Below are 26,858 nucleotides of genomic sequence, written 5' to 3' on the forward strand. Positions count from 1 at the left end.
CTTCTCAACCGCGGGCGGTTGAGAAGTACTCACGGGGCCAGCAGCGCCACGGGGTACCGGGCGAACAGGGTGGACGTGTCGACGCGGCCGCCGGGGTGCGTCGCGGAGGTGAGCAGGTCGGTCCACCTGCCGTCCGGCAGGGTCACCGCGGTGTCGCCCCAGCCGTCCTGGTGCAACCCGACGCTGTGCCGGGTGGCCAGGGCCACGACGTCCGGCGCCGACCCCCGGGGTCCGCGGGCGAATCCGATCAGGTGCCCGGCAGCGATCCCCGATGCCAAGACCGGCGTGTAGGTTCCGCCGACGAAACTGTCCGGACGGTCCCGGCGCAGGCGCAGTGCCGTGCGCACGACGTGCATCTTCGCCGCGCCGGTGGCGTCGAGCGGAGGAGTGTCGAGTCCCGCGAGCACGGTCCGCCGCACGTCGTAGTCGACGGGGCGGCGATTGTCGGGGTCGACGAGCGAGTCCTCCCACAGTTCGGTGCCCTGGTACACGTCCGGGATCCCCGGTCCGCACAGCTGGAGGAGCTTCTGGCCGAGCGAGTCCGACCAGGCGTGCGGTGCCAGTTGCGTGCACAGCGACCCGAGTGCCCTACCGACGGTGCCGTCGATCACCGTGTCGAGCCAGCGGTGGAGGTCGCGCTCGAAGTCCTCGTTCACGTCGTTCCACGACGTCCGGGTCCCGGCTTCCCGGACGGCCTTCTCCGCGTATGCGTGGACGCGGTCGCGGAAGTCGGGCACGTCGCCCGCGGCGCGGCCGTCGACCGGCCACACACCGAACAGGTTCTGCCACAAAAACAGTCCGGTGGCGGGATCGGGGCTGGGGGCGATGCGCTCCCACTGGTCGACGCATTCCGCCCACAGGTCCGGCACCTGCGACAGGATGCCGATCCGGGCACGGACGTCCTCGCCGCGTTTGGTGTCGTGCGTCGAGAGCGTCGTCATCGCCCGTGGCCACCGGTCGGCGCGCTCGGCGGCGGCGAGGTGGAATTCGGCGGGGGAGATCCCGACGTTCGCGGGGTTGCCGCCCACCTCCTGCAGCGACACCAGCCTGGCCGTGCGGTAGAACAGGCAGTCCTCGACGGATTTCGCCATCACCGCGCCGCACACCTGCTGGAAGCGGGTGGCCGCCTCCCCGCCGGCGATCAGGGCGGCGGCGAGGGCGGACAGCGCCGCGGACCGCCCCGGTTCGCGCCGCGCGGCGTCACCGATCACACGGGTCGCGAGCCCGGCGAGCGGACTGTAGTCGGACCGGTACACGGGCATCGCCGCAACGACGTCCACGACTGCGTCGCGCAGGTCGGCGTCGCTGCAGTCGGTGCGGGTCGCCGCGCGGATCGCGTGGACGAGGCGCCGGACCTCCGGGGCGAGGCCGGTGCCCGCGACGTCGCGTTTGATCGCGGTTTCGTGCCCGTGGATCCAGGCCGCGTCGCCCCGGTCGCCCGTGCGCGACGCCGACAGGGCGGTGAGCGCGGGGGCGCCCGACGGGTCGACGAACACGCCGCCGAGCTCGGCGAGCGCGTCGTAGCCGGTGGTGCCCTCGATCGGCAGGTGGTCGTCGAGGGGTTCGGTATGGCCGAGGATCTTCTCGATCACGAGCCAGCGGTCCGCGCCGATCACACCGCGCAGCCGGTCGAGGTATTCGGCCGGATCGGACAACCCGTCCGGGTGGTCGATGCGCACGCCGTCGATCAGCCCGTCCGCCACCCAGCTCCGCAGTTCGCGATGCGATTCCTCGAACACGCGGGGGTCTTCCTGACGGATCCCGGCCAGTTTGCTGACCGCGAAGAACCGGCGGTACCCGATGAGCCCGGAGTTCCACGGGACCAGGCGGTACGACTGCGCGTCGTGCACCGACGCCGGCTCGGTCGCGTCCGTGCCGGGGGCGATGGGGAAGCGGTGCTCGTAGAACGCGAGCAGCGGCTCCGGTCCCGAGCGGTCGACGGCCAGCGACTCGAGGTCGGCGTCCGACCCGAGGACGGGCAGCGCGAGCCGTCCGCCCGCGCCGTTGTCTTCGCTCCAGTCGATGTCGAAGAAGTCGGCGTACCCGGAGCCGCGACCGTGCGTGAGAACGTCCCACCACCAGGCGTTCTCCCGCGGATTCGCGACCCCCACATGGTTGGGGACCAGGTCGACGACGATGCCCATGCCGCGGCCGCGCAACGCGCGCGCCAGCGCGGTCAGGGCCTCCCGGCCACCGAGCGCGGGGGACACGCGGGTCACGTCGGTGACGTCGTAACCGTGGGTCGAACCGGTGGTGGCCGTCAGGATCGGCGACAGGTAGACGTGGGAGATCCCGAGGTCGTCCAGATAGTCGGCGACGGCGGCGGCGTCCGTCAGGGTGAAGCAGTCTCCGCGCAGTTGCAGCCGGTAGGTCGCCGTGATCGCCATCGTCGTCCCCGGCTCAGGCGGTCCGGCGCAGCACGACCAGCGACCGGGCCTCGACCTGCAGCGAATTCCCGGCCTTGATCACCGCGTCCTTCGCCCCCGTCGGCACGGCGGTGTCGAGCACGACCGCCCACTCGTCGGCGTAATCGGAGTTCGGCGTGGAGAACTCGATCTCCTCGTCGTGCGCGTTGAAACACAGTAGGAACGAGTCGCCGACCACCCGCTCGCCGCGGTGGTTGGGTTCGGGGATGCCCTCGCCGTTGAGGAACACCGCGAGGGACTTCCCGAAACCGCTGTCCCAGTCCTCGGGGGTCATCTCCTCGCCGGACGGGGTGAGCCAGGCGATGTCGCGGGTCTGGTCGCCGCTGCGGATGGGGGTGCCCTCGAAGAACCGGCGACGGCGGAACACGGGGTTCTTCATCCGCAGTGCGATGACCCGTTTGGTGAACTCGACGAGGTCGGCGTTGGAGTCGGCCAGCGACCAGTCCATCCACGACAGTTCCGAGTCCTGGCAGTACACATTGTTGTTGCCCTGCTGGGTGCGGCCCATCTCGTCGCCGTGCGCGAGCATCGGTGTCCCCTGGCTGAGCAGGAGGGTGGCCAGGATGTTGCGGCTCTGCCGCCCGCGCAGACCGAGGATCTCCGGATCGTCCGTGGGTCCCTCGACGCCGCAGTTCCAGGACCGGTTGTGGCTCTCGCCGTCGTTGTTGTCCTCGCCGTTGGCCTCGTTGTGCTTCTCGTTGTACGACACCAGATCGTGCAGGGTGAACCCGTCGTGGGCGATGACGAAATTGATGCTCGCGCCGGGGCGGCGGCCGGTCGCCTCGTAGAGGTCGGAGGAGCCGGTGAGCCGGGACGCGAATTCGCCGAGCGTCGCCGGTTCGCCCCGCCAGTAGTCGCGGACGGTGTCCCGGTACTTGCCGTTCCACTCCGTCCACAGGCCGGGGAAGTTGCCCACCTGGTAACCGCCCTCGCCGATGTCCCACGGTTCGGCGATGAGCTTGACCTGGCTGACGATCGGATCCTGCTGCACGAGGTCGAAGAACGCGGAGAGCCGGTCGACGTCGTGCAGTTCGCGGGCGAGTGTCGATGCGAGGTCGAAGCGGAAACCGTCGACGTGCATCTCGGTGACCCAGTACCGCAGCGAGTCCATGATCAGCTGCAGCGTGTGCGGGTGCCGGGCGTTGAGGCTGTTCCCGGTGCCCGTGTAGTCCATGTAGTGCTCGGCGTCGCCGTCGACGAGCCGGTAGTAGGCGGCGTTGTCGATGCCGCGGAACGAGATGGTCGGACCGAGATGGTTGCCCTCGGCGGTGTGGTTGTAGACGACGTCGAGGATCACCTCGATGCCCGCCTCGTGGAACGAGCGGACCATCGCCTTGAACTCCGACACCGCGGCGCCCGGCTTCTCCGCCGACGAATACCCGGTGTGCGGGGCCAGGAAGCCGAACGTGTTGTAGCCCCAGTAGTTCCGCAGCCCCTTGTCGAGCAGGGTCTGATCGTGCATGAACTGGTGCACGGGCATCAGTTCGATGGCGGTGACGCCGAGGTCGACGAGGTGGTCGATGATCACCGGATGCGCGAGACCCGCATACGTGCCGCGAAGTTCTTCCGGCACACCGGGATGCGTCGCCGTCATGCCCTTGACGTGGGCCTCGTAGATCACCGTGTCGTGGTACGGGTGCTTGGGTGCTCGGTCGGCGGCCCAGTCGAAGAACGGGTTGATCACGACCGTCGTCATCGTGTGGCCGAGCGAATCGTGTCCGGGCAGTCCCGGCGCCGAGTCGTCCTCGGCTTCCGCCGCGAGTGCGTCCTCGGCGTCCTCCGCCTCGAGGTCGTCGTCGGTGTCGACGATCAGGGCGGCATCCTCGGATTCCTCGTCCCCGGCATCCTCGGCGGCGTCCTCCGATGACGCGTCGATGTCGTAGGAGAACAGGGACCGGTCGCCGTCGAATTCGCCGTCGAACGCCTTGCCGTAGGGGTCGAGGAGGAGCTTGCTGGGGTCGCAGCGGTGCCCGGCCGAAGGATCCCACGGTCCGTGGATCCGGTACCCGTACCGCTGCCCGGGCACGACGGTCGGCAGGTATGCGTGCCACACGTAGCCGTCGACCTCGTCGAGGCGCACCCGGGTCTCCGTGCCGTCCTTCGCGATGAGGCACAGATCGACCGCCTCGGCGACCTCGGAAAACAAGGAGAAGTTCGTCCCGGCCCCGTCGTAGGTGGCGCCCAGGGGGTAGGCGCTGCCGGGCCACACGGGAATGGGCGTGGTGCCGGTCGACTCGCTCGCTTCCATATCGAGAACACTAGCCCGCGTTCGCGTGGCTCTCAGCCCGACGAGAGCACACCGTCAGCCCTGGGTGGAGGTCCGTGCGGCAGCAAGCATTCCGGTTGTGATCTTGCGCACGTCCTCGCTGGTGCACACGTACGGCGGCATCGCGTAGATCAGGTTGCGGAAGGGTCGCAACCAGGCGCCGGCCGCCACCGCGGCGTCGGTCGCGGCCCGCATGTCGACGGGCTCGGAGAGTTCGATCACTCCGATCGCGCCGAGCACCCGGACGTCCCGGACGCCGGGCAGATCCCGGGCAGGCGCGAGACCCGATTCGAGCCCGCGGCGCACGTCCTCGACCTCCCCCCGCCAGTCGCGCGAGCGCAGGAGTTCGATCGACGCCACCGCGACGGCGCAGGCCAGTGGGTTCGCCATGAACGTCGGGCCGTGCATCAGCCCGCCCGCGTCGCCGGCGCTGATCGTCTCGGCGACGTCGGAGGAGCAGAGCGTCGCGGCGAGGGTCAGGTATCCGCCGGTGAGGGCCTTGCCGACGCACATGATGTCGGGGCGGGTCCCGGTGTGATCCGCGGCGAACAGTTCGCCGGTGCGGCCGAAGCCCGTGGCGATCTCGTCGAACACCAGCAGGAGCCCGTGCTCGTCGCAGATGCGGCGCAGCTCCGACAGGTACCGGGGGTCGTGGAAGCGCATGCCTCCGGCGCCCTGCACCACCGGCTCCACGATGACGGCCGCCAGTTCACCGGTGTGCGCGGCCACCAGGCGCTCGAACTCCGCGACGTACCGCGGGTCGAACTCACGCGGCGGGGGTCCCGCGAACACCTGCCGTGCCAGGACGTCCGTCCACAGGGAATGCATGCCGCCGTCCGGGTCGCACACGCTCATCGGCGCGAACGTGTCGCCGTGATAGCCGCCGCGCCAGGTCAGCAGCCGATGCCGCTCCGGCCTGCCGCGGCTGCGCCAGTACTGCAGGCACATCTTGACGGCGACCTCGACGGACACCGAACCGGAATCGGCGAGGAACACCTTGTCGAGTCCGTCCGGGGTGATCTCCACGAGCAACTGGGCGAGCCGAGCCGCCGGTTCGTGGGTCAGCCCGCCGAACATCACGTGGCTCATCCGGCCGAGCTGCGCGGTCGCCGCCGCGTCGAGGACGGGATGCCGGTAGCCGTGGACCGCCGCCCACCACGAACTCATGCCGTCGACGAGTTCGCGTCCGTCGGCGAGTGTGAGACGAGTGCCGCTCGCCTCGGCCACCACGAGCGGGGTGGTCGTGGCGGGAAAGGCGCCGTACGGATGCCAGAGCAGGGAGGCGTCGAGGGAGGTGATGTCGTCGGCGGACAGGCTCGGGGTGATCACGGTCTCGACCCTAGCCATCCGAGGAAAAGCGGGTCCACCCGGGTTGAACACCGTTCAAGTCGAGTATGGTGCCGGGTGTGAGTACCGACCACACCTTCACCACCTGGCTCGACGACGTCGAGGAGCGGCGGCGCGCTGCGGGACTGCGCCGCGAGCTGCGTCCACGCACGCCGGGCAACGCGCTCATCGATCTGGCGTCCAACGACTACCTCGGGCTCGTACGGCACCCCGAGGTGCTGCACGGCGCGATGACCGCGCTGCGGCGGTGGGGCGCCGGGGCCACCGGCTCGCGACTGGTCACCGGTTCGACCACCGAGCACGAACTGCTCGAAACGGAACTGGCCGAGTTCGTCGGCGCCGACGCCGGGCTGGTGTTCTCCTCCGGATACACCGCCAATCTCGGCGCCGTCACCGCGCTGTCCGGCGCCGGATCGCTGATCGTCTCCGACGCGGGCAGCCACGCGTCGCTGGTCGACGCGTGCCGGCTGTCCCGGGCCAGGGTCGCCGTCGCACCGCACGCCGATCTCGACTTCGTCCGCAGCGCACTGGCCACCCGGCCGGAGGAGCGGGCGCTGGTCGTCACCGATTCGGTGTTCAGCGCGGACGGTGATCTCGCGCCCCTCGTCGAGCTGCACCGGGTGTGCCGCGAGTACGGCGCGTTTCTCGTGGTGGACGAGGCCCACGGTGTCGGAGTCCGCGGCGCAGGGGGCCGCGGACTCGTGCACGAGGTGGGGCTCGCGGGCGAACCCGACATCGTCGTCACGGCCACGCTGTCGAAGTCGTTAGCCAGCCAGGGCGGTGTGGTGCTGGCGTCGGAGAAGGTGCGCGCACATCTCGTCGACGCCGCGCGCACGTTCATCTTCGACACCGGACTGGCCCCGGCCGCCGTCGGTGCGGCCCGGGCCGCCCTCGCAGTTCTGCGGCGTGAACCGCACCGCGCCGACTCCGTCCTGGACCGCGCCCGGGATCTCGCGCGGTTCACCGGTGCCGCGGCACCCGAGTCCGCCGTGGTCTCGGTGATCCTCGGGGACCCGCAACGCGCCTTCGACGCCGCGGCCGCCTGCCGCGAGCAGGGGCTGCACGTCGGCTGCTTCCGGCCGCCGTCGGTGCCCGAGGGCACGTCGCGGCTGCGGCTCACCGCCCGCGCGACGCTCGATCCGGACGAACTGGCGCGGATCGAGTCCGTGCTCACCGACGTCCTGACTGGGGCGTCGGCATGAGCATCCTGATGGTCACCGGAACGTCGACGGACGTCGGCAAGACGGTGGTGACGGCGGCGCTCGCGGCGGCCGCGCGCGAGGCGGGGCTGTCCGTCGCGGTGTGCAAGCCCGCGCAGACCGGGGTCGCGCCGGGAGAACCGGGCGATCTTGCGGAGGTGACCCGGCTGTGCGGCGTCACCGCGGTGGTGGAACTCGCCCGCTACCCCGAACCGCTGGCCCCCGACACCGCCGCACGGCGCAGCGGTTTGCCGATGCTGCGGTGCGACGACGTCGTCGAGGCGGTCCGCGCGCTCGCCGACCGGCACGATCTGGTCCTCGTCGAAGGTGCGGGCGGGTTGCTGGTGCGGATGGGCGCCGAGGGCTTCACGCTCGTCGATCTCGCGCTCGCTCTCGGCGCACCGGCTGTCGTGGTCGCGGCGGCCGGACTCGGCACGCTCAACCACACCGAACTCACGACCCGGGCACTGGCGGCGGCCGGCGTCGCCTGCGCAGGCACGGTGATCGGGTCGTGGCCGGACGAGCCCGGGCTCGCCGAGCGGTGCAATCTGGACGACCTGCCCGCCGTGACGGGTGTCGACCTGGCCGGCTCGATCCCGGCGGGCAGCGGCCGCCTCGACCCGGCGTCGTTCGCCGCGGCCGCGTCCACGTGGTTCGACGGCACGTGGCTGAAGGCGACGGTCACGGCCGGCTGACCCGGTCGGTCAGGATTCCGCGAGCACCGACAGCACGTTGCCTGCCGGGTCGGTGAACCACGCGATGTCCGGCCCGTTGCCGCGCATGATTCCCTTGTCGTCCTGCTCGAAACCGTCGTATCGCACGAACCGGATCCCACGTTCGGTGAGCGCGTCGACGGCCTTCTCGACGTCGCCGACCGCGAAGTTCAGGATCGTGAACGTCGCAGGCGTGTGATCGGGTTTCGGGTAGATCAGCACCACGGGACCCTTGGGGAGGTGCAGGCCCAGCAGGCCCATCTCCTCCTCGGTGACCTCGAGCCCCAGGATGTCGCTGTAGAAGGATTTGGCCGCGGCGATGTCGTCGACGGCGAATCCGCTGAATGCTCTCGCGTTGTTCAACATGGCTCTGTCTCTTTCCTGCCGGTGGGTCAGGACATCTCGGCTCGCGCCTGCGCGCTGAGCTGGATTATCTGAACGTAGTTGCCGTCGGGGTCGACGGCGGTGCCGAACCAGCTGCCGTCACGATCCTCGAGCGGGGACAACCACGTGGCCCCGAGGTCGTCGAGGCGGCCGGCCGCGGCGCGGGCGTCGGCGACCTCGAAATTGAGGAGGACACGCCCGGGTTCGGGATTCGTGTCGCCGACGTCGTCGCGCCGGTCGAGCATGATGGAGAAACCGTCGAAATCGAGGACGTCGTAGCCCGGTTCGCCGGGCGTGCGGTCGACCTTCGGCGAGAACGCGGCCGTGTACCAGTCACGCAATCGTTCCGGGTGTGTGCTGGCGAGCAGGATGCTTCCGATCGTGGCGTCGGCCATGATTTCCTCCCGGTGGGGTTCGGTTTCGGTGGTCCTACAGGTATCGACTCGGCCGCCCGGCGAAATTCATCGCCCCCGGTTTTCCGGGGGCCGAAAGCTGCCCCGGTTCCCCGGAATATCGGTAGTGTGATTCAGGTCACGGCTACATCCGGCTGGGTTGGGAGGGGTCACATGTCGACCTCCGAAATGCTCGAATTGAATCGCACGATCGACCGCCTTCGGCGCGCTGTCGGTTCGTTGCGAACGATGTACGGCGACGCCGCATCCGTGCGGCGACTGAGCAATGATCTGGAGCGCCTCGAGATCGACGCGCGAGATCTCGACGCCTCGCCACCGAACGTCGTCCACCGCGAACCGGTGGAGCGAATCAAGGTGTCGGACACCCCGTACGACGCGTCGATGTGGCTCGGTATCGATGACGAGGGGCTGGGCGGGCTCCACTACGAGCGCGGATGAGCGCGCCGCCGAAGAATTCCGAAAGTGCCGGTGTGGGGGCGCCGACGCGTGCCCGGATCGCGGAACGCACGCTCCGCACCGACCGGTGGTGGCTGGCGCCGCTGCTGACGGTGCTGGGCCTGTCGGTCTTCGTGGTGTACGCCTCGGTCCGGTCGTGGGTTCGCACCGCGTACTTCGTCGAGGAGTACCACTACCTGACCCCGTTCTACTCGCCGTGCCTGAGCGATTCGTGCGTGCCCGGTTCGAGTGACTTCGGGACACCCATCGGCGAGTTGCCGATGATCATCCCGCTGGGGTTCCTGGTGCTGCCGTTCCTGCTCGGCTTCCGGCTCACGTGCTACTACTACCGCAAGGCCTACTACCGGTCGGTGTGGTTCTCGCCGCCCGCGTGCGCGGTCGCGGAACCGCACGGCAAGTACACGGGGGAGACGCGGCTGCCGCTGATCGTCCAGAACGCGCACCGCTACTTCTTCTACGTCGCACTCGTCGTGTCGCTGATCAACACGTACGACGCGATCCGCGCGTTCCACGGCGCCGACGGCGGATTCGGAATCGGGCTCGGCACGCTCATCATGGTCGGCAACGTGATCCTGCTCTGGGCGTACACCGTCTCGTGCCATTCCTGCAGGCACGTCACGGGCGGCCGGCTGACCCACTTCTCCCGGCACCCGATCCGCTACCGGCTCTGGACCGGGGTTAGCAAACTGAACACGCGGCACATGCAGCTCGCCTGGACCACCCTCGCCACACTGATCGTCACGGACTTCTACGTGATGCTCGTGGCCAGCGGCACCATCTCCGACCTGCGCCTGATCAACTGACTTCACCGAAGAGGGAGTGGAATGACGGAAGTCGAACGGCACCAGTACGACGTCGTGGTCATCGGTGCCGGGGGTGCCGGACTGCGCGCCGTCATCGAGGCCCGGGAACAGGGCCTGTCCGTGGCCGTGGTCTGCAAGTCGCTGTTCGGCAAGGCACACACCGTCATGGCGGAGGGCGGTTGCGCCGCCGCGATGGGAAACGCCAACGAGAAGGACACGTGGCAGACCCATTTCCAGGACACGATGCGCGGCGGCAAATTCCTCAACAACTGGCGGATGGCCGAGCTGCACGCCCGGGAGGCCCCCGACCGGGTGTGGGAACTCGAAACGTACGGGGCCCTGTTCGACCGGACCCCCGACGGCCGGATCAGCCAGCGCAACTTCGGCGGTCACACCTATCCGCGGCTCGCGCACGTCGGTGACCGCACCGGGCTCGAACTGATCCGCACCATGCAGCAGAAGATCGTGTCGCTGCAGCAGGAAGACTTCGCCGCCACCGGCGACTACGAGGCCCGCATCAAGATCTTCGCCGAGTGCACCGTCTCCGAACTCACCAAGGACGGCGACCGGATCTCGGGCGCCTTCGGATACTGGCGCGAGAGTGGACGTTTCGTGCTGTTCGAGGCGCCCGCCGTGGTGATGGCCACGGGCGGAATCGGCAAGTCGTTCAAGGTGACGTCGAACTCGTGGGAGTACACCGGCGACGGGCACGCCCTCGCCCTGCGCGCCGGCGCCAACCTCATCAACATGGAATTCGTGCAGTTCCACCCCACCGGCATGGTGTGGCCGCCCAGCGTCAAGGGGATCCTCGTGACCGAGGGTGTCCGCGGCGACGGCGGGGTGCTGAAGAACTCCGAGGGTGAGCGGTTCATGTTCTCGTACATCCCGCCCGTCTTCAAAGGGCAGTACGCGGAGACCGAGGAAGAGGCCGACGGCTGGTACGAGGATTCCGACAACAACCGCCGCACACCGGACCTGCTGCCCCGCGACGAGGTGGCCCGCGCCATCAATTCCGAGGTCAAGGCGGGACGGCAGACCCCGCACGGCGGCGTGTACCTCGACATCGCCTCCCGGATGCCCGCCGACGAGATCGTCCGGCGCCTGCCGTCGATGTACCACCAGTTCAAGGAACTCGCGGACGTCGACATCACGAAGGAGCAGATGGAGGTCGGACCCACCTGCCACTACGTGATGGGAGGCATCGAGGTCGACCCCGACAGCGGATCGTCCAGCGTCGCCGGTCTGTTCGCCGCGGGCGAGTGCTCGGGCGGGATGCACGGCTCCAACCGGCTCGGCGGCAACTCCCTGTCCGACCTCCTCGTGTTCGGCCGTCGCGCGGGACTCGGGGCCGCGGAATACGTGAAGTCGCTGCAGGAGCGGCCGGTCGTCTCCGCCGACGCGGTGGACGCGGCGGCCCGGATGTTGTTGTCGCCGTTCGATCCCGCGGTCGGGGAGGGCGGTACCACCGAGAATCCGTACACGCTCCACACCGAGCTGCAACAGACCATGAACGACCTCGTCGGCATCATCCGGAAGGAAGACGAGATCGCGCGCGCCCTGGAGAAACTCACCGAGATCAAGGGCCGGATCGGGGGCGTCGAGGTGGAGGGGCACCGCCAGTTCAACCCCGGCTGGCACCTCGCGGTCGATCTGCGGAACATGGTGCTGGTCAGCGAATGCGTCGCGCAGGCGGCCCTGCTGCGCACGGAAAGTCGCGGCGGGCACACCCGCGACGACCACCCGAACATGGAGGCGGAGTGGCGTAACACCCTGCTGGTGTGCAGCGTCGTCGGCGACATGTCGGCGCACCCCGATTCCGTGGTCCCGGACGTCACGGTCACCCGCGAGCCGCAGCTTCCGATGCGACCGGAACTGCTGGAGCTGTTCGACATCGACGAACTGGCCAAGTATTACACCGACGCCGAACTCGCGGAACATCCGGGAAGGAAGGCCTGAGATGGGATACGACGCGCAGTTCCGGGTATGGCGCGGCGACGCCGACGGCGGCGCCCTCGAGGACTACTCCATCCCCGTCAACGAGGGTGAGGTGGTGCTCGACATCATCCACCGGCTGCAGGCGACGCAGACCCCGGACCTGGCGGTGCGATGGAACTGCAAGGCGGGCAAGTGCGGGTCGTGTTCCGCGGAGATCAACGGTCAGCCGCGGCTGATGTGCATGACCCGGATGTCGACGTTCACGGAGGACGAGGTGGTGACGGTGACACCGCTGCGGGCGTTCCCCGTCATCCGGGACCTCGTCACCGATGTGTCGTTCAATTACGAGAAGGCCAGGGAGATCCCGTCGTTCACCCCGCCGCCGGGGCTCGGGCCGGGCGAGTACCGGATGCAGCAGATCGATGTCGAACGGTCGCAGGAATTCCGCAAGTGCATCGAATGCTTCCTCTGCCAGAACACGTGTCACGTCATCCGTGATCACGACGACAACAAGCCGGCGTTCTCCGGTCCCCGCTTCTTCATCCGCGTCGCCGAACTGGAGATGCATCCCCTGGACACGGCGGACCGTCGTGACGCGGCGCAGGAAGACTTCGGTCTCGGTCTGTGCAACATCACCAAATGCTGCACCGAGGTGTGCCCCGAAGGAATCAAGATCACCGACAACGCCATCATTCCGATGAAGGAACGGGTGGTCGACCGGCGGTACGACCCGATTGTCTGGTTGGGCAACAAACTGCGGCGTCGCCGCCCGTGAGTACTTGTTAACCGCGGGCGGTTGATAAGTACTCACGGGTGCGTCAGCGCATCGTGTGGAGGTTGCGGGCGGTGGGAGACTTCTCGACCGATTCGGGGTCCGGGTCGGTGCCCAGGACCCGGTCGGCCGTTCCCGAGGTGGTGACGGTGAACCAGTAGTGCTCGTTCTTGTAGTGGTGATGGCGGTGGTTGCGCCAGATCGCGCGGTACAGGCGGGAGTTCGGCTTGTAGTCGCTGTGGATGAGGTAGTGCGTCCATTCGTAGAGGACGCCCAGGACGCTCAGCACCACGAGGAACGTCAGTCCCAGTCCGGTGCGCGGGAACGCGAACAGCGCGAGTGCCACGAGAACCGGGATCAGCCACGTCAGGGTTTGCCACGGAATGAAGACGAGCGGCACGTCGCGGGGATCGACGTGGTGTTCGCGATGCTTGCGGGCGAGGAGTGAATCGACGGTCAGGCCCAGCACCTTCCGTGGCTTCCAGTGCAGGATGCAGACGTGGATGACCCATTCGGCGAACGGGAACACGGCCAGCATCACCAGCGGCACGACGGCGTCGGTGACCTGCCAGTCGCCGACGGCGAGGCGGGCGACCGCGGCGGCGGCCAGCATGCCGCCGATCATCCACGGTGACGGGTGGCGGCGGAACTGGTCCGCGGCGTCGCGGAGGGTGATCGACCTGCGGTGGCGGCGATCTGCGGGAGGTGTCGTGGTCATGTGTCCTTCTCCGAATCGTGTTGTTGCAGTGTGTCGATCACGGCAGTCACGGCCGCCGTCCCGAGGTCGAGCAGGGTGGTCGCGGTGTGCGCCGCGAGGTCCTCGTCGTGTGCGGAGATGGCTTCCGCAAGCCGGTGGTACAGGTCGGCGCGGCCGACCTCCGCGACCATCACGGCGGCCATCGCCGTCATGGTCGGTTCGTACGCGTTGCGGAGGCTGTTGAAGATGAGCCGGAACGCGATGGAATCGGCGGTGTCGACGACGTGCTCCCAGAAGGCCAGTGCGCCGACCTGCTGCGCGACCGGATCGCTCTCGGAGGCAAGGTGATCCACGGCTTTGCGGAGAGCTGCGGCCGACTTCTCGGTCGCCCGGCCCGCGGCGAGCCGGGCGACCTGCACGCCGATCATCCGCCGGGCCTCGAGCACGCTGCGGACCACCGCCCAGTCGGGGGCGCCGCCGCGGATCAGCAGCTGGGACAGCAGTTCGGGCCCGCCGTGCTGCCGAAAGTCGCGGACCGAGGTGGCGTCGCCCTGCCGGACCTCGACGAGCCCGGCCTGGGCGAGTTTCTGGATCGCTTCCCGGACCGCGGGCCGGGACACCCCGAACGCCTCGGCCAGGCGCCGCTCGCTGGGCAGGGCCTCGCCGGCGGCGAGGTCGCCGCCGAGTACGCGCGCGGTGATCTGGTCGAAGACTTCGGTGGAGGCGGATTTCCGCGCGATCGGCTCGAACATCATGGCCCCGACACTAGAACCGCGACAGGTAAGAGGTCAAGTGGTCTTACCAGTGGGCTCAGCTGAACGCGCTCCGGACGAACGCGGTCGTGTCGGGCAGCGACGCGGGCATGGTCGTGAGGTGGCCCGTCGGATACGTCCGGAAGAGGAACTGCTGCCCGTTCGCGGTGAGGTCGGCGGTGAACTTCCAGGTGAGGGCGATGGGGACGACGTCGTCGAACAATCCCTGGCCGATGAACAACGGCCGGTCGTAGCCCCGGACGGGGACTCCGAGTGTGGTGCGCACCGCCGCCAGGACCGCCGGATCGTCGAGGGGGCGCGACATCAACTGCCCGATGGAGATGCCGGCGAGTTGCGGGGCCGCCTCCTCGTAGCACAGCGACTCGACGCGATTCAGGACGTCGACGCCGAGCGGGGTGAGGTAGCTGTCGACGTCCAGGTCGGGCCGCGACGCGCGCAGTCCCGCGAGTGCGTACGCGACGAACACCGTGCTCCCGGTGAGGGGGATCTGCGGGAACCCGGGGCCGACGAGGGGCGCGAGGTTCTCCAGATTGGACGGGGCGCCGGTGGCGACGGTGCCGCGGAAGTCGAGGTCGGGTGCGTAGGTGGTGGCCATCGAGGCGGCGACCAGAGCGGCGTGACCGCCTTGCGATTGACCGATCGCGACCCACCGGTCGGACAGGGACGGCGTGACGGCCCGCGCCGCGCGCACCATGTCGATCACGCTGTGCGCCTCGGTCGGACCGTCGAGGTAGGGGTGCACGCCGGGTGTGCCGAGGCCGACGTAATCCGTTGCGACGATGGCGTACCCCTGGTCGAGCCAGGCCCGGACGTACGGTCCGACGAGTCTCCCCGTCACCGTCGGCGCGCACGCGTCCGCGATGCCGACCGTTCCGTGGGCCCAGGACACCACGGGCCACCCGCCGGGCGGCGCGTCACCGGGCGGTAGTAGGACCGCGCCGGTGCTGAGCGCGGGTGCGTCCATCGGCCCCGTCGTCCAGTAGGTGACGTACGTGGCCTCGGCGACGCCCGGCGGCCGCGCGTCCGGCGCCACCGGTGTTGCGGCGACGACGACACCGGGATCGCCCCCCACGGTCTGCGCAGGCGCCGGCGCGGGCGCGCCGAGGAGCGACAGTGCGAGTGCCGCCGCGAGAACCGTTCCGGTGCGGCGGCCGAGCGAAGACGTCATCGCGTCCGTCCCTGGGCCGTCGGAGGCGCCGCGAGTGGCCGGCGCGGCGTCCACTCAATTGTGCCCGCTCAGGGGCGGTGTGCGGAGTCTTTCAGTCGCGCGCGAATTCCGTCCACGAACAGCGACAACCCGAAGTCGAACCGAACCGCCGGATCGCCGTCGAGGAGATCCTCGTCGTACGCCGCGATCTGCGACTGCGGGGCGTCGGGGGAGAGTGCGGCGCGGGTGAGGGCGCCCGCCGATTCCATCTGCGCCCGCGACTGCTCGTCGACCGTATGGCCGAGGACGTAGTAGAGCAGCGAGTAGGACGACAGTTCGGCGTGTTCGCGGGACAGCCCGGATCGCAGACCCACCGCCGCGAAGCTTTCCCGGACCCGGGAGTTGGTCATGCGGGACGCGTATGTGGCGGAGACCAGTTCGGCGCCGTCACGGTGGGCGAGCAGCGCGGTGCGCATCCGATGCGCCAGTTCCGTGAACTCCGCGTCCCATCCGGGCGCTGTGACCGGGGCGTCGACGTCCTCGAGGATCTTGTCGGCGAGGGCGCCGAGCAACGTCTGCTTGTTGGGAAAGTGCCAGTACAGGGCGCCGGGCTGCACGCCGAGGGCCGTCGCGAGTCTGCGCATCGTGAGGTCGGCGAGGCCGAACTCGTCGAGGATGGCCATTGCGCCGTCGAGTACGTCGCCGCGTCGCAATTGCACGGTGTGATCTCCCAATCTCGTCGAAAAAGCTTGCTCCGGCTTTGACAGTATTCCATCACGGATCTAACGTGAACACCGTTCAACTTGTACGGTGTTCAATTTTTCGGATTCGTCGACTCACGGCACGTGATCGGCCCGTTTTCCAGGAGATACGTGTGACCTCGGCCCCGGTGCAGACAGACATCCTCGACCTCGCGCGTGAGCAGGTTCTCGAGCGCGGCGAAGCGCTCAACGAGAGCCAGGTGCTCGAAGTCCTGCAACTTCCCGACGACCGGCTCGAGGACCTGCTCGCCCTCGCCCACGACGTGCGAATGAAGTGGTGCGGTCCCGAGGTCGAGGTCGAGGGCATCATCAGCCTCAAGACCGGCGGCTGCCCCGAGGACTGCCACTTCTGCTCTCAGTCCGGGCTGTTCCAGTCGCCGGTGCGCGCGGCATGGCTCGACATCCCCTCGCTCGTCGAGGCCGCCAAGCAGACCGCGAAGTCCGGCGCCAGCGAATTCTGCATCGTCGCCGCCGTCCGCGGGCCCGACGAGCGGCTGCTCGCCCAGGTCGCCGCCGGAATCGAAGCGATCCGCAACGAGGTCGACATCCAGATCGCGTGCTCGCTGGGCATGCTCACCCAGGAGCAGGTCGACCAGCTCGCCGCGATGGGCGTGCACCGCTACAACCACAACCTGGAGACGTCGAAGTCCCATTTCCCGAACGTCGTCACCACCCACACGTGGGACGAACGCTGGAACACCCTCCGCATGGTCCGCGAGGCCGGCATGGAGGTGTGCTGCGGCGGCATCCTCGGCATGGGGGAGAGCCTCGAGCAGCGCGCCGAGTTCGCCGCCAACCTGGCCGAACTCGAACCCGACGAGGTCCCGCTGAACTTCCTCAACCCGCGTCCGGGAACCCCGTTCGGCGACCTCGAGGTGCTGCCGGCGAGCGAGGCACTCAAGTCGGTGGCCGCCTTCCGGCTCGCGCTGCCCCGCACCATCCTCCGCTTCGCGGGCGGCCGCGAGATCACCCTCGGCGATCTCGGGGCCAAGCAGGGCATCCTCGGCGGCATCAACGCCGTCATCGTCGGCAACTACCTGACGACCCTCGGCCGCCCGGCCGAACAGGACCTCGACCTGCTCGTTGATCTGCAGATGCCGATCAAGGCCCTGAACGACACCCTGTGACAACCACGGAGACGACCGCGGGCGACGCCCACGGTCTGGAGGAGCGCTACAACCCGTACACCGGCCGCCGCGTGGTGGCCGGTGTGGACGACACGGTCCCCACCGCCGCGCAGCTCGGGCTGGAACCGCCTCGCTTCTGCGAGGCGTGCGGCCGCCGGATGGTGGTGCAGATCAGTCCCGACGGCTGGTGGGCGAAATGTTCCCGCCACGGTGTGTTCGACTCGATCTGCCGCGGACGGCGGTAGCGTCGGACGCGTGACCACGCTCCCGCGCTTCAGGCTTCGATCTGCCGCCGGAATCTTCTGCGGGACGGTGGTGGCGAGCGCACTCGCCGGGGTGCTGTGGGGGCTCCTGGCACCGCCCGAACATCTGCTGGTGGTGTCCGCCGACCGCGGGGTGTCGCTGACGGGGGAGAGCGTGCACCGGTTCGACGCGATCGGGATGTTCGCCTGTGCCGGCCTGGTGGTGGGGATCCTCACCGCGGTCGCCGCATGGACGGCGCGGAGAAGTCGCGGCCCGGTGGCGCTGGGCGCCGTACTCGCCGGCAGTGTCGTCGGGGCCTGCGTGATGGCACTCGGCGGAATCGGCGTGGCGGCCCTGCGTTTCCCCGACCCCGACACCTCGACGGCCGGTGCCGTCGTGGCGGTCGCGCCGGGGATCGGGACTCCGCTCGTGCTGATCTTCCAGCCGCTCGTCGCGTGCGTCGTGACGTTGGTGCTCGCCGCGCTCAACCCGTACGACGATCTCGGTGTCGGTGATGCTCCGGTCGAACTCGACGAGCCGGAAGAGCGCGACGCGACCGTTACTTCGTGACCGAGGCTCGAATTCGCACGTCGCCGAGCAGTCGCCCGCTCCCGGCGATCTCACAGCGCACTCCCGTCGCGGTCTCGAGTACCGGCGCTTACCTGGAGTCGGAAATGTCGATCCCCAGGAGGCGAAGATGATGCGTACCGACGAAGCCGGCTCGGCCCGTGGTGTCGTGGTGGTGACTGCCGCAGGCAGCGAGCAGGGCAGGCGCACCGCGCAGGAGTTGCTCGATTCGGGCTGGTGCGTTGCGGTCACCGCACGCACGGTCGCGGAACTGGCCCGGATCATGCCGGGCATGTCCGGTCACCGACTCCTCGCGGTCGCCGCCGATCCGGACGACCCCCGCCAGGTCGAGCAGTTTCTCGACCGCGTTCTCGGCCGCTTCGGCCGCATCGATTCGGTGCTCGGCGCGGAGCCCTCGGTCGCGTCGGCGTGGCGGCGGCGCACCACGCAGGCAGGTGGATCCGCGGCCGCCTGACGATCGGATTCAGCTCGGCGGTCGAAGGGCCGCGAACTCGTCCGTCACCCGCAGGGTGGAGTCGGTGAAGCGGTAGAGGGCGGCCGGGCGACCGCCGGTGCGGCCGGACGGTGCCGTGTTGCCGGTGGGGGTCAGCACCCCGCGGCGTCCGAGGACGCGCTGGAGGTTGGTCGCATCCACCTGGTACCCGAGTGCGGCGCAATAGATCTCGCGCAGCGTCGACATGGAGAACTCGTCGGGCGCCAGACCGAACGCGATGTTGGTGTAGGAGAGCTTGGCCGCGAGGCGGGTCCGCGCGTGCCGGACGACGGTGCCGTGGTCGAACGCCATCTCGGGCAGCGCGGACACCGGGTGCCACGCGGTGTCCGGCGGCAACTGCGGGTCGGCGGGAAGGGGGACGAGCCCCAGGAACGTCGACGCGATGGTGCGCGGCCCGGGCACCCGACGCGGATCGCTGAACACCGACAGCTGCTCGAGGTGGGAGACCTCCTGCACGTCCACCTTCTCGGCGAGCTGGCGTCGCGCGGACGTCGTGAGGTCCTCGTCTTCGCGGAGGAGTCCGCCGGGCAGCGACCACGCGCCGGCTTGCGGATCGAGGGCCCGTTGCCACAGCAGCACGGCGAGCTCGCCGGTGCCCCCCGCGTGACGCATATCACCGCTGTGACCTGCGTCGATATAGCCGGGGAAGTGGCGAACCTGGAACACCGCGGTAAGCACTTCATGCGTGGTGTTACTATTGGGCATGTTTTCGATCCTAAGTCGAAAACCTCGATTTCGGAAATTCGGGCCAGCCCGCCCGAGTTCACGGTGAAGGAGCAAGCCATGACGACCACGACGTTGTGGGCGGGTACCAACCCGCAGATTCAGGACGGTCCCGGCGGATACGCGGGCGTCGAGGCGAGCGAAGAGTGGGCTGCCGAGATCAAACGGCTGGCACGCGAGCGGGGAGCGACCCTCCTCGCGCACAATTACCAGCTGCCCGCCATCCAGGACGTCGCCGACCACGTCGGAGACTCCCTGGCACTCTCGCGCATCGCGGCCGAGGCCCCCGAAGACACGATCGTGTTCTGCGGCGTGCACTTCATGGCCGAGACCGCGAAGATCCTCAGCCCCGCCAAGACGGTGCTGATCCCGGACGAGCGCGCGGGCTGCTCGCTGGCCGACTCGATCACCGCCGATCAGCTGCGTGAGTGGAAGGCCGAGTACCCCGACGCCGTCGTCGTGTCGTACGTCAACACCACCGCCGAGGTGAAGGGTCTGACGGACATCTGCTGCACGTCGTCCAACGCCGTCGACGTGGTCGCGTCGATCGACCCCGACCGCGAGGTCCTGTTCCTGCCCGACCAGTTCCTCGGCGCCCACGTCAAGCGCGTCACCGGTCGCAAGAACATGCAGATCTGGGCCGGCGAGTGCCACGTCCACGCCGGCATCAACGGCGACGAGCTCACGGCGCAGGCCAAGGCGCACCCCGGCGCCGAATTGTTCGTCCACCCCGAGTGCGGTTGCGCCACCTCGGCGCTCTACCTCGCCGGTGAGGGATTCGTGCCCGAGGACAAGGTGAAGATCCTGTCGACGGGCGGCATGCTCGACGCCGCCCGCGCCACCGGGGCCACGCAGGTTCTGGTGGCCACCGAGGTCGGGATGCTGCACCAGCTGCGCAAGGCCGCGCCGGAGGTCGACTTCCAGGCCGTCAACGACCGCGCGTCCTGCCCGTACATGAAGATGATCACCCCCGCCGCCCTGCTCCGCTGCCTGCTCGAGGGCAAGGACGAGGTTCACGTCGATCTCGCGACCGCCGAGCGTGCCCGCAAGTCGGTGCAGCGGATGATCGAGATCGGAAACCCGGGCGGCGGCGAGTGAGCAGCCCGGCCCGGGGGATTTCCTGGGAAGAGCACGCCGACCTCGTCGTGGTGGGCGGTGGTGTGGCCGGACTGACGGCCGCACGCACCGCCTCACTGCGCGGGCTGACCGTGCTCACCGTCAGCAAGGGTGGGGCGACGGACACCGCGACGCAGTACGCGCAGGGCGGCATCGCCGTGGTCGGTGACGCCGTCACCGATTCGGTGGACTCGCATGTCGCCGACACGTGCGAGGCCGGCGTCGGCCTGTGTGACGAGGACGCCGTGCGGTCGATCGTGGCCGGGGGCCGCGACGCCGTGGCCGCATTGACCGATCTGGGCGCGGTGTTCGACCGTGGCCGCGACGGCACCGTGTCCCGCACCCGCGAGGGCGGGCACAGCACCCGGCGGATCATCCACGCCGGCGGCGACGCCACCGGCGCGGAGGTGCAGCGCGCGCTGGGCGCGGCCGGGCTTCCGGTCCTGTTCGACAGTTCCGCGGTCCGCGTGCTCACCGATGCGCGCGGCGTCACCGGCGTGCTCGTCGACTCCCCGCGCGGCCTCGGCGTGATCCACACGCCCGCCGTTCTCCTGGCGACCGGCGGACTCGGGCAGTTGTACGCCTGCAGTACCAACCCGCCCGGCGCCACCGCCGACGGCATCGCGCTCGCACTCGACGCCGGCGCGGCCGTCGCCGATCTCGAGTTCGTGCAGTTCCACCCGACCGTGCTGTTCACCCCTGGCGGTCTCGGCCGGCGTCCGCTGATCAGCGAGGCCGTCCGCGGCGAGGGCGCGATCCTCGTCGACGCCAACGGCGATTCGGTGACCGCCGGCGTGCATCCGCGCGGCGACCTGGCACCCCGCGACGTCGTGTCGCGGGCCATCGCGTCGCGGCTGCGGGAACTGGGACACGACCACGTCTACCTCGACGCCCGTCAGCTGCCCGGGTTCGCGCAGCGGTTCCCGACCGTGACGGCATCCTGCCTGGACGCCGGGATCGACCCGCGCGAACAGTTGATTCCGGTCGCCCCTGCCGCCCACTACTCGTGCGGCGGCGTGGTGACCGACGTCGACGGACGCACCGCCGTCCCCGGCCTCTACGCGGCGGGGGAGGTGGCCCGCACCGGGCTGCACGGCGCGAACCGGCTGGCCTCCAACAGTCTCCTCGAAGGCCTGGTGGTCGGCGAACGGGCCGGCGCCGCAGCCGTCGAACGCGCCGATCTGCGCGTCGAGGCGGCCGATCCCGGCCGCCACGCACTGCCGTCCGCGCCGCGGGAACTGGTGCAGCAGTGGATGACCGTCAACGCCTCCGTCGTCCGGGACGGCGCAGGTCTCGAGGCGGTCACCGCCGCCCTCGCCGCCGCGCCGCGCACGGTGCCCGAGGGACAGACCGCGCTCGAAGACGCCGCGCTGACCCTGACGGCGGCAGCGCTCGTGCTCGCCGCGGGCGCGCGCACCGAAAGTCGCGGATGCCACACCCGCAGCGACTACCCGGAGACGTCCGACGAGTGGCGCCGCAGCACGCACGTGCGCCTGCGCGACGGCGAACTCGAGCTTCTCCAACCCCAACTGACAGGAGTGCTGTGATGGCCGACCACGTCCTTCCGGGCGGTCTGGACGCGGACGAGGTCCGTACGCTCGTGCGCCTCGCCCTGGACGAGGACCTCCGGTACGGACCCGACGTGACGTCCGCGTCCACGGTCCCGGCCGACGCGGTCGCCAAGGCGTCCGTGGTCTCCCGTGCGCACGGCACCGTCGCCGGCCTCGACGTGGGACTGGTGGTGCTCGACGAGGTGATCGGGGCGGGCCGCTACGAGGTCCTCGACAGGGTCGCCGACGGCACCCGGATCGTGCCCGGCCAGGCCGTGCTGACGGTGTCCGCGCCCACGCAGGGACTGCTCACCGCGGAACGGACGATGCTCAACCTCGTCTGCCACCTGTCCGGCATCGCCACCGCCACATCCGCGTGGGTGGATGCGGTCGAGGGCGCCGGGGCGAAGATCCGCGACAGCCGCAAGACGCTGCCGGGACTGCGCGGCCTGCAGAAGTACGCCGTCCGGGTGGGTGGCGGCGTCAACCACCGCATGGGCCTCGGCGACGCCGCGTTGATCAAGGACAACCACGTCGCCGCCGCGGGTTCGGTGGTGGCGGCGCTGCGGGCCGTGCGCGCCGCGGCACCGGACATCGAATGCGAGGTGGAGGTCGACAGCCTCGCGCAACTCGACGAGGTGCTGGCCGAGAACGTGGAACTGGTGCTGCTCGACAACTTCCCGCTGTGGCAGACGCAGATCGCCGTGCAGCGCCGCGACGCAAACGCCCCCGGCACCAAGCTGGAATCGTCGGGCGGTCTCACGCTGGACGTCGCGGCCGAGTACGCCGCGACCGGAGTCGACTACCTCGCGGTCGGTGCGCTCACCCATTCGGTCACCGTGCTGGATCTCGGCCTCGACATGTGACCCCACCCGTGAGTACTTGTTAACCGCCGGCGGTTAACAAGTACTCACGGGTCAGACGGCACGGCGAATCGTCGCCAGGAACGTGGCAGCGACGAAGAACAACCCGGAGAACGTCCGGTTGGTGGCCCGCTGCTGGCGCGGTGAGCGCATCAGCCGCAGGACCTTCGACGCCAGGCCGGTATAGCCGGTCATGACGGCGACGTCGACCGCGACCATGGTGGCGGCGATGATCAGGTACTGGGGGAGCAGCGGCGCCGACGGGGTGATGAACTGCGGGAGCACCGCCAGCATGAAGACGACGGCCTTCGGGTTGCTGGCGTTGACGAGGAAACCGCGCAGTGTCATCGCGGGCCCGCTGGTCTCGGCGACCTCGCCGTCGACGCCGGACACATCGGTTGCGCTCGCCCGCCACTGCCGGACGCCGAGATACACCAGGTACGCGACGCCGAACCACTTGATCACGGTGAACGCGAGGGTCGAGTTCGCGAGCAGTGCCCCGAGCCCCGCGGCGACCACCGCGATCTGCAACAGCAACCCCAGCTGGAGACCGGCGATGTTCCAGTAGCCGCGCCGCAACCCGAATCGCATTCCGGTGGCCATCGACGCGATCGCGCCCGCACCCGGCGACAGGCTGATCACGCAGGACGCCCCGAGCACTGCACACCACATCTGCCACGACACGAGCTGATCGTACGTCGCGTCCCGCGGTGTTCCCGTTACGGGGGATTCGCGCAGCTGAGGGGCGGATCGACGAGGGAACAGATTCCGGCGCGACGGCGGGGTTCGTAGCCTTGTGGGAGGCCGTTCGCGACGACGTCCCGGTAGGTCGCCACCGCATCGGTCGGCCGCCGCGTGAGGGTGGGGTCGGTCAGAGCGTCGACGGTGAACAGGCCGAACCGGGGACGGAACGTGCCCCACTCGTAGTTGTCGGTGATCGACCAGTAGTTGTATCCGATCACCGGTGCGCCGTCGGCCCGCGCCCGCTCCATCCAGTAGAGGTGGTCGCGGAGATGATCGGACCGGGTGTAGCCGTCCGGTCGGGGTGTCCCGTCATCGGTGGGCATGCCGTTCTCCACGACGTACAGCGGGAGTCCCGGGAACGTGCGGGTGTACCGCATCAGGGCGTGGTAGATGCCGTCCGGCTGGGGACTGATGTCGTAGAAGGCGTCGGTGACCGCGTTCACCGCGGTGAGGTTGTCGAAGGACAGGCCGTAGTAGTAGTCGACGCCGAGGAAGTCGAGCTTGTCGCGGACGCGGTCGACGAACGTGGCGTCCAGCGCGTCCATGGCGGCCGGGACGTAGGCGAGATTGCTGCTCACCCGGGCGCCCGGGTCGTTCTCGTGGATCAGGTCGTACGCGCGGCGGTGGACCTCGACGAGCCGGTCGAGCATCTGTGGCGCCCGGTCGGGGCCGATGCCGCCGAACATCAGTTCCTTCTGCACGTACACGGTCGGCTCGTTGACCGTGATCCAGAGCGCGCCCACACCGGCATAGCGCTCGATCACCTTCTGCGCGTTCGCGAGCCAGTCGTCGACGATCTCCGGGTTCGCCCACCCGCCCCGGTCGGCGACCCACCCGGGGTACACCCAGTGGTCGAGTGTGATCATCGGGGTCATGCCGCGGCCGGTGATCTCGCGGACGACGTCGTCGTAGTACCGCAGCTCCGTCTCGTCCCACACGCCCGGCGCGGGCTGCAGGCGCGCCCACTCGACGCCGAACCGGAAGACGTCGACACCCAGGTCCGCTGCGCTGGTGATGTCCTCGGCGTACCGGTGCCGGAAGTCGACGGAAGTGCCGATCGCGTCGTGGGTGCGGCCGGAGTCGGAATACCGCCGCCAGTTGCTGTCCGGGGAGGAACCCTCCGACTGGAACCCGGACGTCGCCACACCCCACAGGAAGTCGTCGGGGAGAGGGGCGGCACGCACCGCGGCGGCGGGGCTCAGCAAGCACAGCAGGACCGCGCCGGCACCCAGGAGTCGCGTGGGAGTCCGCACCGGCCGAACAGTAGCGGAAACGCTGTCCCGCGTGCGCCGATTGGGGGATACTGGCGAGTAGGACTACCCGCCAGTAGGAGGCGCGTCATGGTCGACACCTCAGCTCCGAAGGTCACCGAGGCAGAAGCACGAGCAGTCGCAGAGGAGGCGAGGGAATCCGGCTGGGACAAACCCTCCTTCGCGAAAGAACTGTTTCTCGGACGGTTCCGGCTGGATCTGGTTCATCCCTTCCCACGGCCGGCTGCCGAGGACGCCGCCAAGGCCGAAGAATTCCTCGTCCGCCTCCGCGCATATTGCGAGGAGATGGACGGCAGTGTCATCGAATCGCAGTCCCGCATTCCCGACGACTACGTCCGCGGCCTCGCCGACCTCGGGTGCTTCGGCCTGAAGATCTCGGAGGAGTACGGCGGCCTCGGACTCTCCCAGGTCGCATACAACCGGGCGCTGATGCTCGTCGCGTCGGTGCACCCGAGCCTCGGCGCCCTGCTGTCGGCCCATCAGTCGATCGGCGTCCCCGAACCGCTCAAGCTGGCAGGCACCCCCGAGCAGAAGCGCGAGTTCCTGCCGCGATGTGCCCGCGGCGCCATCTCCGCCTTCCTCCTCACCGAACCCGACGTCGGGTCCGACCCGGCGCGGCTGGCGTCCTCGGCGGTCCCCATCGAGGGCGGTGCCGCCTACGAACTGGACGGCGTGAAGCTGTGGACGACCAACGGCGTCGTCGCGGAACTGCTCGTCGTCATGGCGCGGGTGCCGAAGAGCGAAGGCCATCGCGGCGGCATCTCCGCCTTCGTCGTCGAGGCCGACACACCGGGCATCACCGTGGAACGACGCAACGCGTTCATGGGACTGCACGGGATCGAGAACGGCGTCACCCGCATGTACAAGGTGCGCGTTCCGCGGGAGAACCTGATCGGCCGGGAGGGTGACGGACTCAAGATCGCACTCACCACCCTCAACGCCGGCCGGCTTGCGATTCCGGCGATGTGCGCGGGCGCAGGCAAGTGGTCGCTGAAGATCGCCCGCGAATGGTCCGGTGTCCGCGTCCAGTGGGGCAAAGCCATCGCCGAGCATGCGGCCGTCGCCAACAAGTTGTCGTTCATGGCTGCGACCACGTACGCGCTCGAGGCGGTGGTGGACCTGTCGGCGCAGATGAACGACGAGGGTCGCAACGACATCCGGATCGAGGCGGCGCTCGCCAAGCTGTGGTCGTCCGAGATGGCCTGCGTCATCTCCGACGAGCTGATCCAGGTCCGCGGCGGTCGCGGATACGAGACGGCGGCGTCGCTGGCCGCCCGCGGTGAACGGGCGGTGCCGGTGGAACAGCTGGACCGCGATCTGCGCATCAACCGGATCTTCGAGGGGTCGAGCGAGATCATGCGACTGCTGGTCGCGCGCGAGGCGGTGGACGCCCACCTCACGGCGGCGGGCGATCTCGCCGACCCGCACGCCGACACCGGTGCGAAGGCCCGGGCGGCGGCGAAGGCGAGCGGCTTCTACGCGAAGTGGCTGCCGCAACTCGTGGCGGGCAAGGGGCAGGTGCCGACGTCGTTCGGCGAATTCGGCGTCCTGGCCAAGCATCTGCGTTTCGTCGAGCGGCACTCCCGCAAGCTGGCCCGCTCCACGTTCTACGGCATGGCCCGGTGGCAGGCTGCACTGGAGAAGCAGCAGGGTTTCCTCGGCCGGGTCGTCGACATCGGCGCCGAACTGTTCGCGATGTCCGCCACCTGCGTCAAGGCGGAGATGCAGCGGGAGGAGAACGAAGCCGAGGGCGCCGCGGCCTACGAACTCGCCGACGTGTTCTGCCGACAGGCGGCGCTGCGGGTCGAGAAGTTGTTCGACGGTCTGTGGCACAACACCGACGACGCCGACAAGCAGGTCGCGCACTCGATCCTCGAAGGACGGTACGCCTGGCTGGAGCGGGGAGTGGTCGACCCCAGCGAAGGTACCGGCCCCTGGATCACCGAGTGGACGCCGGGCGCGTCGACCGAGGAGAACCTGGCGAGGAGGTTCCTGCACTCGACCCGCCTCTAGGCCTCCCGCGGCCGGGACGACGCGCAGCACAGCGC

26 protein-coding genes are annotated in these 26,858 nt (G+C 69.4%); 14 read left to right on the forward strand and 12 right to left on the reverse strand.

Annotated features, from left to right (window positions below; genetic code table 11):
• Positions 1-29: 29 nt before the first annotated feature.
• The 3 genes from treY to ACFTZB_RS20195 are packed head-to-tail and all read right to left on the reverse strand — an operon-like array spanning position 30 to position 6,021.
• Positions 30-2,387: a malto-oligosyltrehalose synthase gene (gene treY / locus ACFTZB_RS20185; protein WP_378433718.1), complete on the reverse strand. Its 2,358-nt coding sequence runs from the start codon at positions 2,385-2,387 to the stop codon at positions 30-32.
• Positions 2,388-2,400: 13 nt separating this feature from the next.
• The gene (gene glgX / locus ACFTZB_RS20190) at positions 2,401-4,674 is read right to left on the reverse strand and encodes a glycogen debranching protein GlgX (RefSeq protein WP_378433719.1); all 2,274 of its coding nucleotides are present in this window, start codon (positions 4,672-4,674) and stop codon (positions 2,401-2,403) included.
• Positions 4,675-4,728: 54 nt separating this feature from the next.
• On the reverse strand, positions 4,729-6,021 hold the full coding sequence (locus tag ACFTZB_RS20195; protein ID WP_378433720.1) for an adenosylmethionine--8-amino-7-oxononanoate transaminase: 1,293 nt from the start codon (positions 6,019-6,021) through the stop codon (positions 4,729-4,731).
• Positions 6,022-6,086: 65 nt separating this feature from the next.
• Between ACFTZB_RS20195 and ACFTZB_RS20200 the strand changes: the two genes are divergently transcribed.
• Both ACFTZB_RS20200 and bioD read left to right on the forward strand, forming a co-directional pair.
• Entirely contained in the window at positions 6,087-7,241 is a 1,155-nt protein-coding gene (locus ACFTZB_RS20200; protein WP_378433721.1) for an 8-amino-7-oxononanoate synthase, read from the forward strand.
• Positions 7,238-7,933 (forward strand): dethiobiotin synthase, encoded by a 696-nt coding sequence (gene bioD, locus ACFTZB_RS20205; protein ID WP_378433722.1) that lies wholly within the window; start codon positions 7,238-7,240, stop codon positions 7,931-7,933. The genes ACFTZB_RS20200 and bioD overlap by 4 nt, the downstream gene beginning before the upstream one ends.
• 9 nt (positions 7,934-7,942) lie before the next feature.
• On the opposite strand, the gene ACFTZB_RS20210 is transcribed toward bioD, so the two are convergent.
• Positions 7,943-8,317, reverse strand: a complete 375-nt coding sequence (locus ACFTZB_RS20210; RefSeq protein WP_378433723.1) for a VOC family protein — start codon at positions 8,315-8,317, stop codon at positions 7,943-7,945.
• Positions 8,318-8,343: 26 nt separating this feature from the next.
• On the reverse strand, positions 8,344-8,730 hold the full coding sequence (locus ACFTZB_RS20215) for a VOC family protein (RefSeq protein WP_378433724.1): 387 nt from the start codon (positions 8,728-8,730) through the stop codon (positions 8,344-8,346).
• A 171-nt stretch (positions 8,731-8,901) separates the two neighbouring features.
• Here ACFTZB_RS20215 and ACFTZB_RS20220 point away from each other — a divergent pair, with 171 nt between their 5' ends.
• The 4 genes from ACFTZB_RS20220 to ACFTZB_RS20235 are packed head-to-tail and all read left to right on the forward strand — an operon-like array spanning position 8,902 to position 12,717.
• Complete coding sequence (locus ACFTZB_RS20220; protein ID WP_012688022.1) at positions 8,902-9,186, forward strand: hypothetical protein; 285 nt, start codon at positions 8,902-8,904, stop codon at positions 9,184-9,186.
• Positions 9,183-10,007, forward strand: a complete 825-nt coding sequence (locus tag ACFTZB_RS20225; RefSeq protein ID WP_378433725.1) for a hypothetical protein — start codon at positions 9,183-9,185, stop codon at positions 10,005-10,007. Before ACFTZB_RS20220 ends, ACFTZB_RS20225 begins: the two co-directional genes overlap by 4 nt.
• Before the next feature lie 21 nt (positions 10,008-10,028).
• The gene (locus tag ACFTZB_RS20230; RefSeq protein ID WP_378433726.1) at positions 10,029-11,963 is read left to right on the forward strand and encodes a fumarate reductase/succinate dehydrogenase flavoprotein subunit; all 1,935 of its coding nucleotides are present in this window, start codon (positions 10,029-10,031) and stop codon (positions 11,961-11,963) included.
• A gap of 1 nt (position 11,964) precedes the next feature.
• Positions 11,965-12,717: a succinate dehydrogenase/fumarate reductase iron-sulfur subunit gene (locus ACFTZB_RS20235; RefSeq protein WP_124389999.1), complete on the forward strand. Its 753-nt coding sequence runs from the start codon at positions 11,965-11,967 to the stop codon at positions 12,715-12,717.
• 43 nt (positions 12,718-12,760) lie between these two features.
• On the opposite strand, the gene ACFTZB_RS20240 is transcribed toward ACFTZB_RS20235, so the two are convergent.
• The 4 genes from ACFTZB_RS20240 to ACFTZB_RS20255 all read right to left on the reverse strand — a co-directional run bounded on the left by ACFTZB_RS20240 (position 12,761) and on the right by ACFTZB_RS20255 (position 16,050).
• Positions 12,761-13,432 (reverse strand): sterol desaturase family protein, encoded by a 672-nt coding sequence (locus ACFTZB_RS20240; protein ID WP_378433727.1) that lies wholly within the window; start codon positions 13,430-13,432, stop codon positions 12,761-12,763.
• Positions 13,429-14,166 (reverse strand): FadR/GntR family transcriptional regulator, encoded by a 738-nt coding sequence (locus ACFTZB_RS20245; RefSeq protein ID WP_378433728.1) that lies wholly within the window; start codon positions 14,164-14,166, stop codon positions 13,429-13,431. The genes ACFTZB_RS20240 and ACFTZB_RS20245 overlap by 4 nt, the downstream gene beginning before the upstream one ends.
• Positions 14,167-14,221: 55 nt before the next feature.
• Entirely contained in the window at positions 14,222-15,352 is a 1,131-nt protein-coding gene (locus tag ACFTZB_RS20250; protein ID WP_378433729.1) for a lipase family protein, read from the reverse strand.
• 68 nt (positions 15,353-15,420) lie between these two features.
• Positions 15,421-16,050: a TetR/AcrR family transcriptional regulator C-terminal domain-containing protein gene (locus ACFTZB_RS20255; protein ID WP_378433730.1), complete on the reverse strand. Its 630-nt coding sequence runs from the start codon at positions 16,048-16,050 to the stop codon at positions 15,421-15,423.
• A gap of 155 nt (positions 16,051-16,205) precedes the next feature.
• On the opposite strand from ACFTZB_RS20255, the gene bioB reads away from it, so the two are divergent.
• The 4 genes from bioB (at position 16,206) to ACFTZB_RS20275 (ending at position 18,504) form a co-directional block, all read left to right on the forward strand.
• A complete protein-coding gene (gene bioB / locus ACFTZB_RS20260) occupies positions 16,206-17,219 on the forward strand; it encodes a biotin synthase BioB (protein ID WP_378433731.1) in 1,014 nt (337 codons plus the stop codon).
• Positions 17,216-17,464: a hypothetical protein gene (locus ACFTZB_RS20265; protein WP_378433732.1), complete on the forward strand. Its 249-nt coding sequence runs from the start codon at positions 17,216-17,218 to the stop codon at positions 17,462-17,464. The genes bioB and ACFTZB_RS20265 overlap by 4 nt, the downstream gene beginning before the upstream one ends.
• A gap of 10 nt (positions 17,465-17,474) precedes the next feature.
• Positions 17,475-18,032: a DUF2567 domain-containing protein gene (locus tag ACFTZB_RS20270; protein WP_378433733.1), complete on the forward strand. Its 558-nt coding sequence runs from the start codon at positions 17,475-17,477 to the stop codon at positions 18,030-18,032.
• A gap of 127 nt (positions 18,033-18,159) precedes the next feature.
• A complete protein-coding gene (locus ACFTZB_RS20275) occupies positions 18,160-18,504 on the forward strand; it encodes an SDR family NAD(P)-dependent oxidoreductase (RefSeq protein WP_378433734.1) in 345 nt (114 codons plus the stop codon).
• Positions 18,505-18,513: 9 nt separating this feature from the next.
• Here ACFTZB_RS20275 and ACFTZB_RS20280 read toward each other — a convergent pair whose 3' ends face one another.
• A complete protein-coding gene (locus ACFTZB_RS20280; RefSeq protein ID WP_124390009.1) occupies positions 18,514-19,248 on the reverse strand; it encodes an NUDIX domain-containing protein in 735 nt (244 codons plus the stop codon).
• 78 nt (positions 19,249-19,326) lie between these two features.
• Here ACFTZB_RS20280 and nadA point away from each other — a divergent pair, with 78 nt between their 5' ends.
• Genes nadA through nadC form a run of 3 tightly spaced genes read left to right on the forward strand, consistent with a single transcriptional unit; the run spans position 19,327 to position 22,798 of the window.
• Positions 19,327-20,364 (forward strand): quinolinate synthase NadA, encoded by a 1,038-nt coding sequence (gene nadA, locus ACFTZB_RS20285; protein ID WP_378433735.1) that lies wholly within the window; start codon positions 19,327-19,329, stop codon positions 20,362-20,364.
• Positions 20,361-21,929 (forward strand): L-aspartate oxidase, encoded by a 1,569-nt coding sequence (locus ACFTZB_RS20290; RefSeq protein WP_378433736.1) that lies wholly within the window; start codon positions 20,361-20,363, stop codon positions 21,927-21,929. Before nadA ends, ACFTZB_RS20290 begins: the two co-directional genes overlap by 4 nt.
• Positions 21,929-22,798 (forward strand): carboxylating nicotinate-nucleotide diphosphorylase, encoded by an 870-nt coding sequence (gene nadC, locus ACFTZB_RS20295; RefSeq protein WP_378433737.1) that lies wholly within the window; start codon positions 21,929-21,931, stop codon positions 22,796-22,798. The genes ACFTZB_RS20290 and nadC overlap by 1 nt, the downstream gene beginning before the upstream one ends.
• Before the next feature lie 51 nt (positions 22,799-22,849).
• Here nadC and ACFTZB_RS20300 read toward each other — a convergent pair whose 3' ends face one another.
• Together ACFTZB_RS20300 and ACFTZB_RS20305 are read right to left on the reverse strand one after the other, a co-directional pair.
• Positions 22,850-23,479 carry a LysE family transporter gene (locus tag ACFTZB_RS20300; protein WP_095865264.1) on the reverse strand — a complete coding sequence of 210 codons (630 nt, stop codon included), beginning with the start codon at positions 23,477-23,479 and terminating at the stop codon, positions 22,850-22,852.
• Between the two features lie 35 nt (positions 23,480-23,514).
• Positions 23,515-24,792 carry a glycoside hydrolase family 1 protein gene (locus ACFTZB_RS20305; protein ID WP_378433738.1) on the reverse strand — a complete coding sequence of 426 codons (1,278 nt, stop codon included), beginning with the start codon at positions 24,790-24,792 and terminating at the stop codon, positions 23,515-23,517.
• Positions 24,793-24,879: 87 nt separating this feature from the next.
• On the opposite strand from ACFTZB_RS20305, the gene ACFTZB_RS20310 reads away from it, so the two are divergent.
• Entirely contained in the window at positions 24,880-26,823 is a 1,944-nt protein-coding gene (locus tag ACFTZB_RS20310; protein WP_378433739.1) for an acyl-CoA dehydrogenase family protein, read from the forward strand.
• The last annotated feature ends 35 nt before the right edge of the window (positions 26,824-26,858 follow it).

Origin of the sequence: Rhodococcus sp. NPDC057014 (genome assembly GCF_042673295.1) — a bacterium.
GTDB lineage: Bacteria > Actinomycetota > Actinomycetes > Mycobacteriales > Mycobacteriaceae > Rhodococcus_F.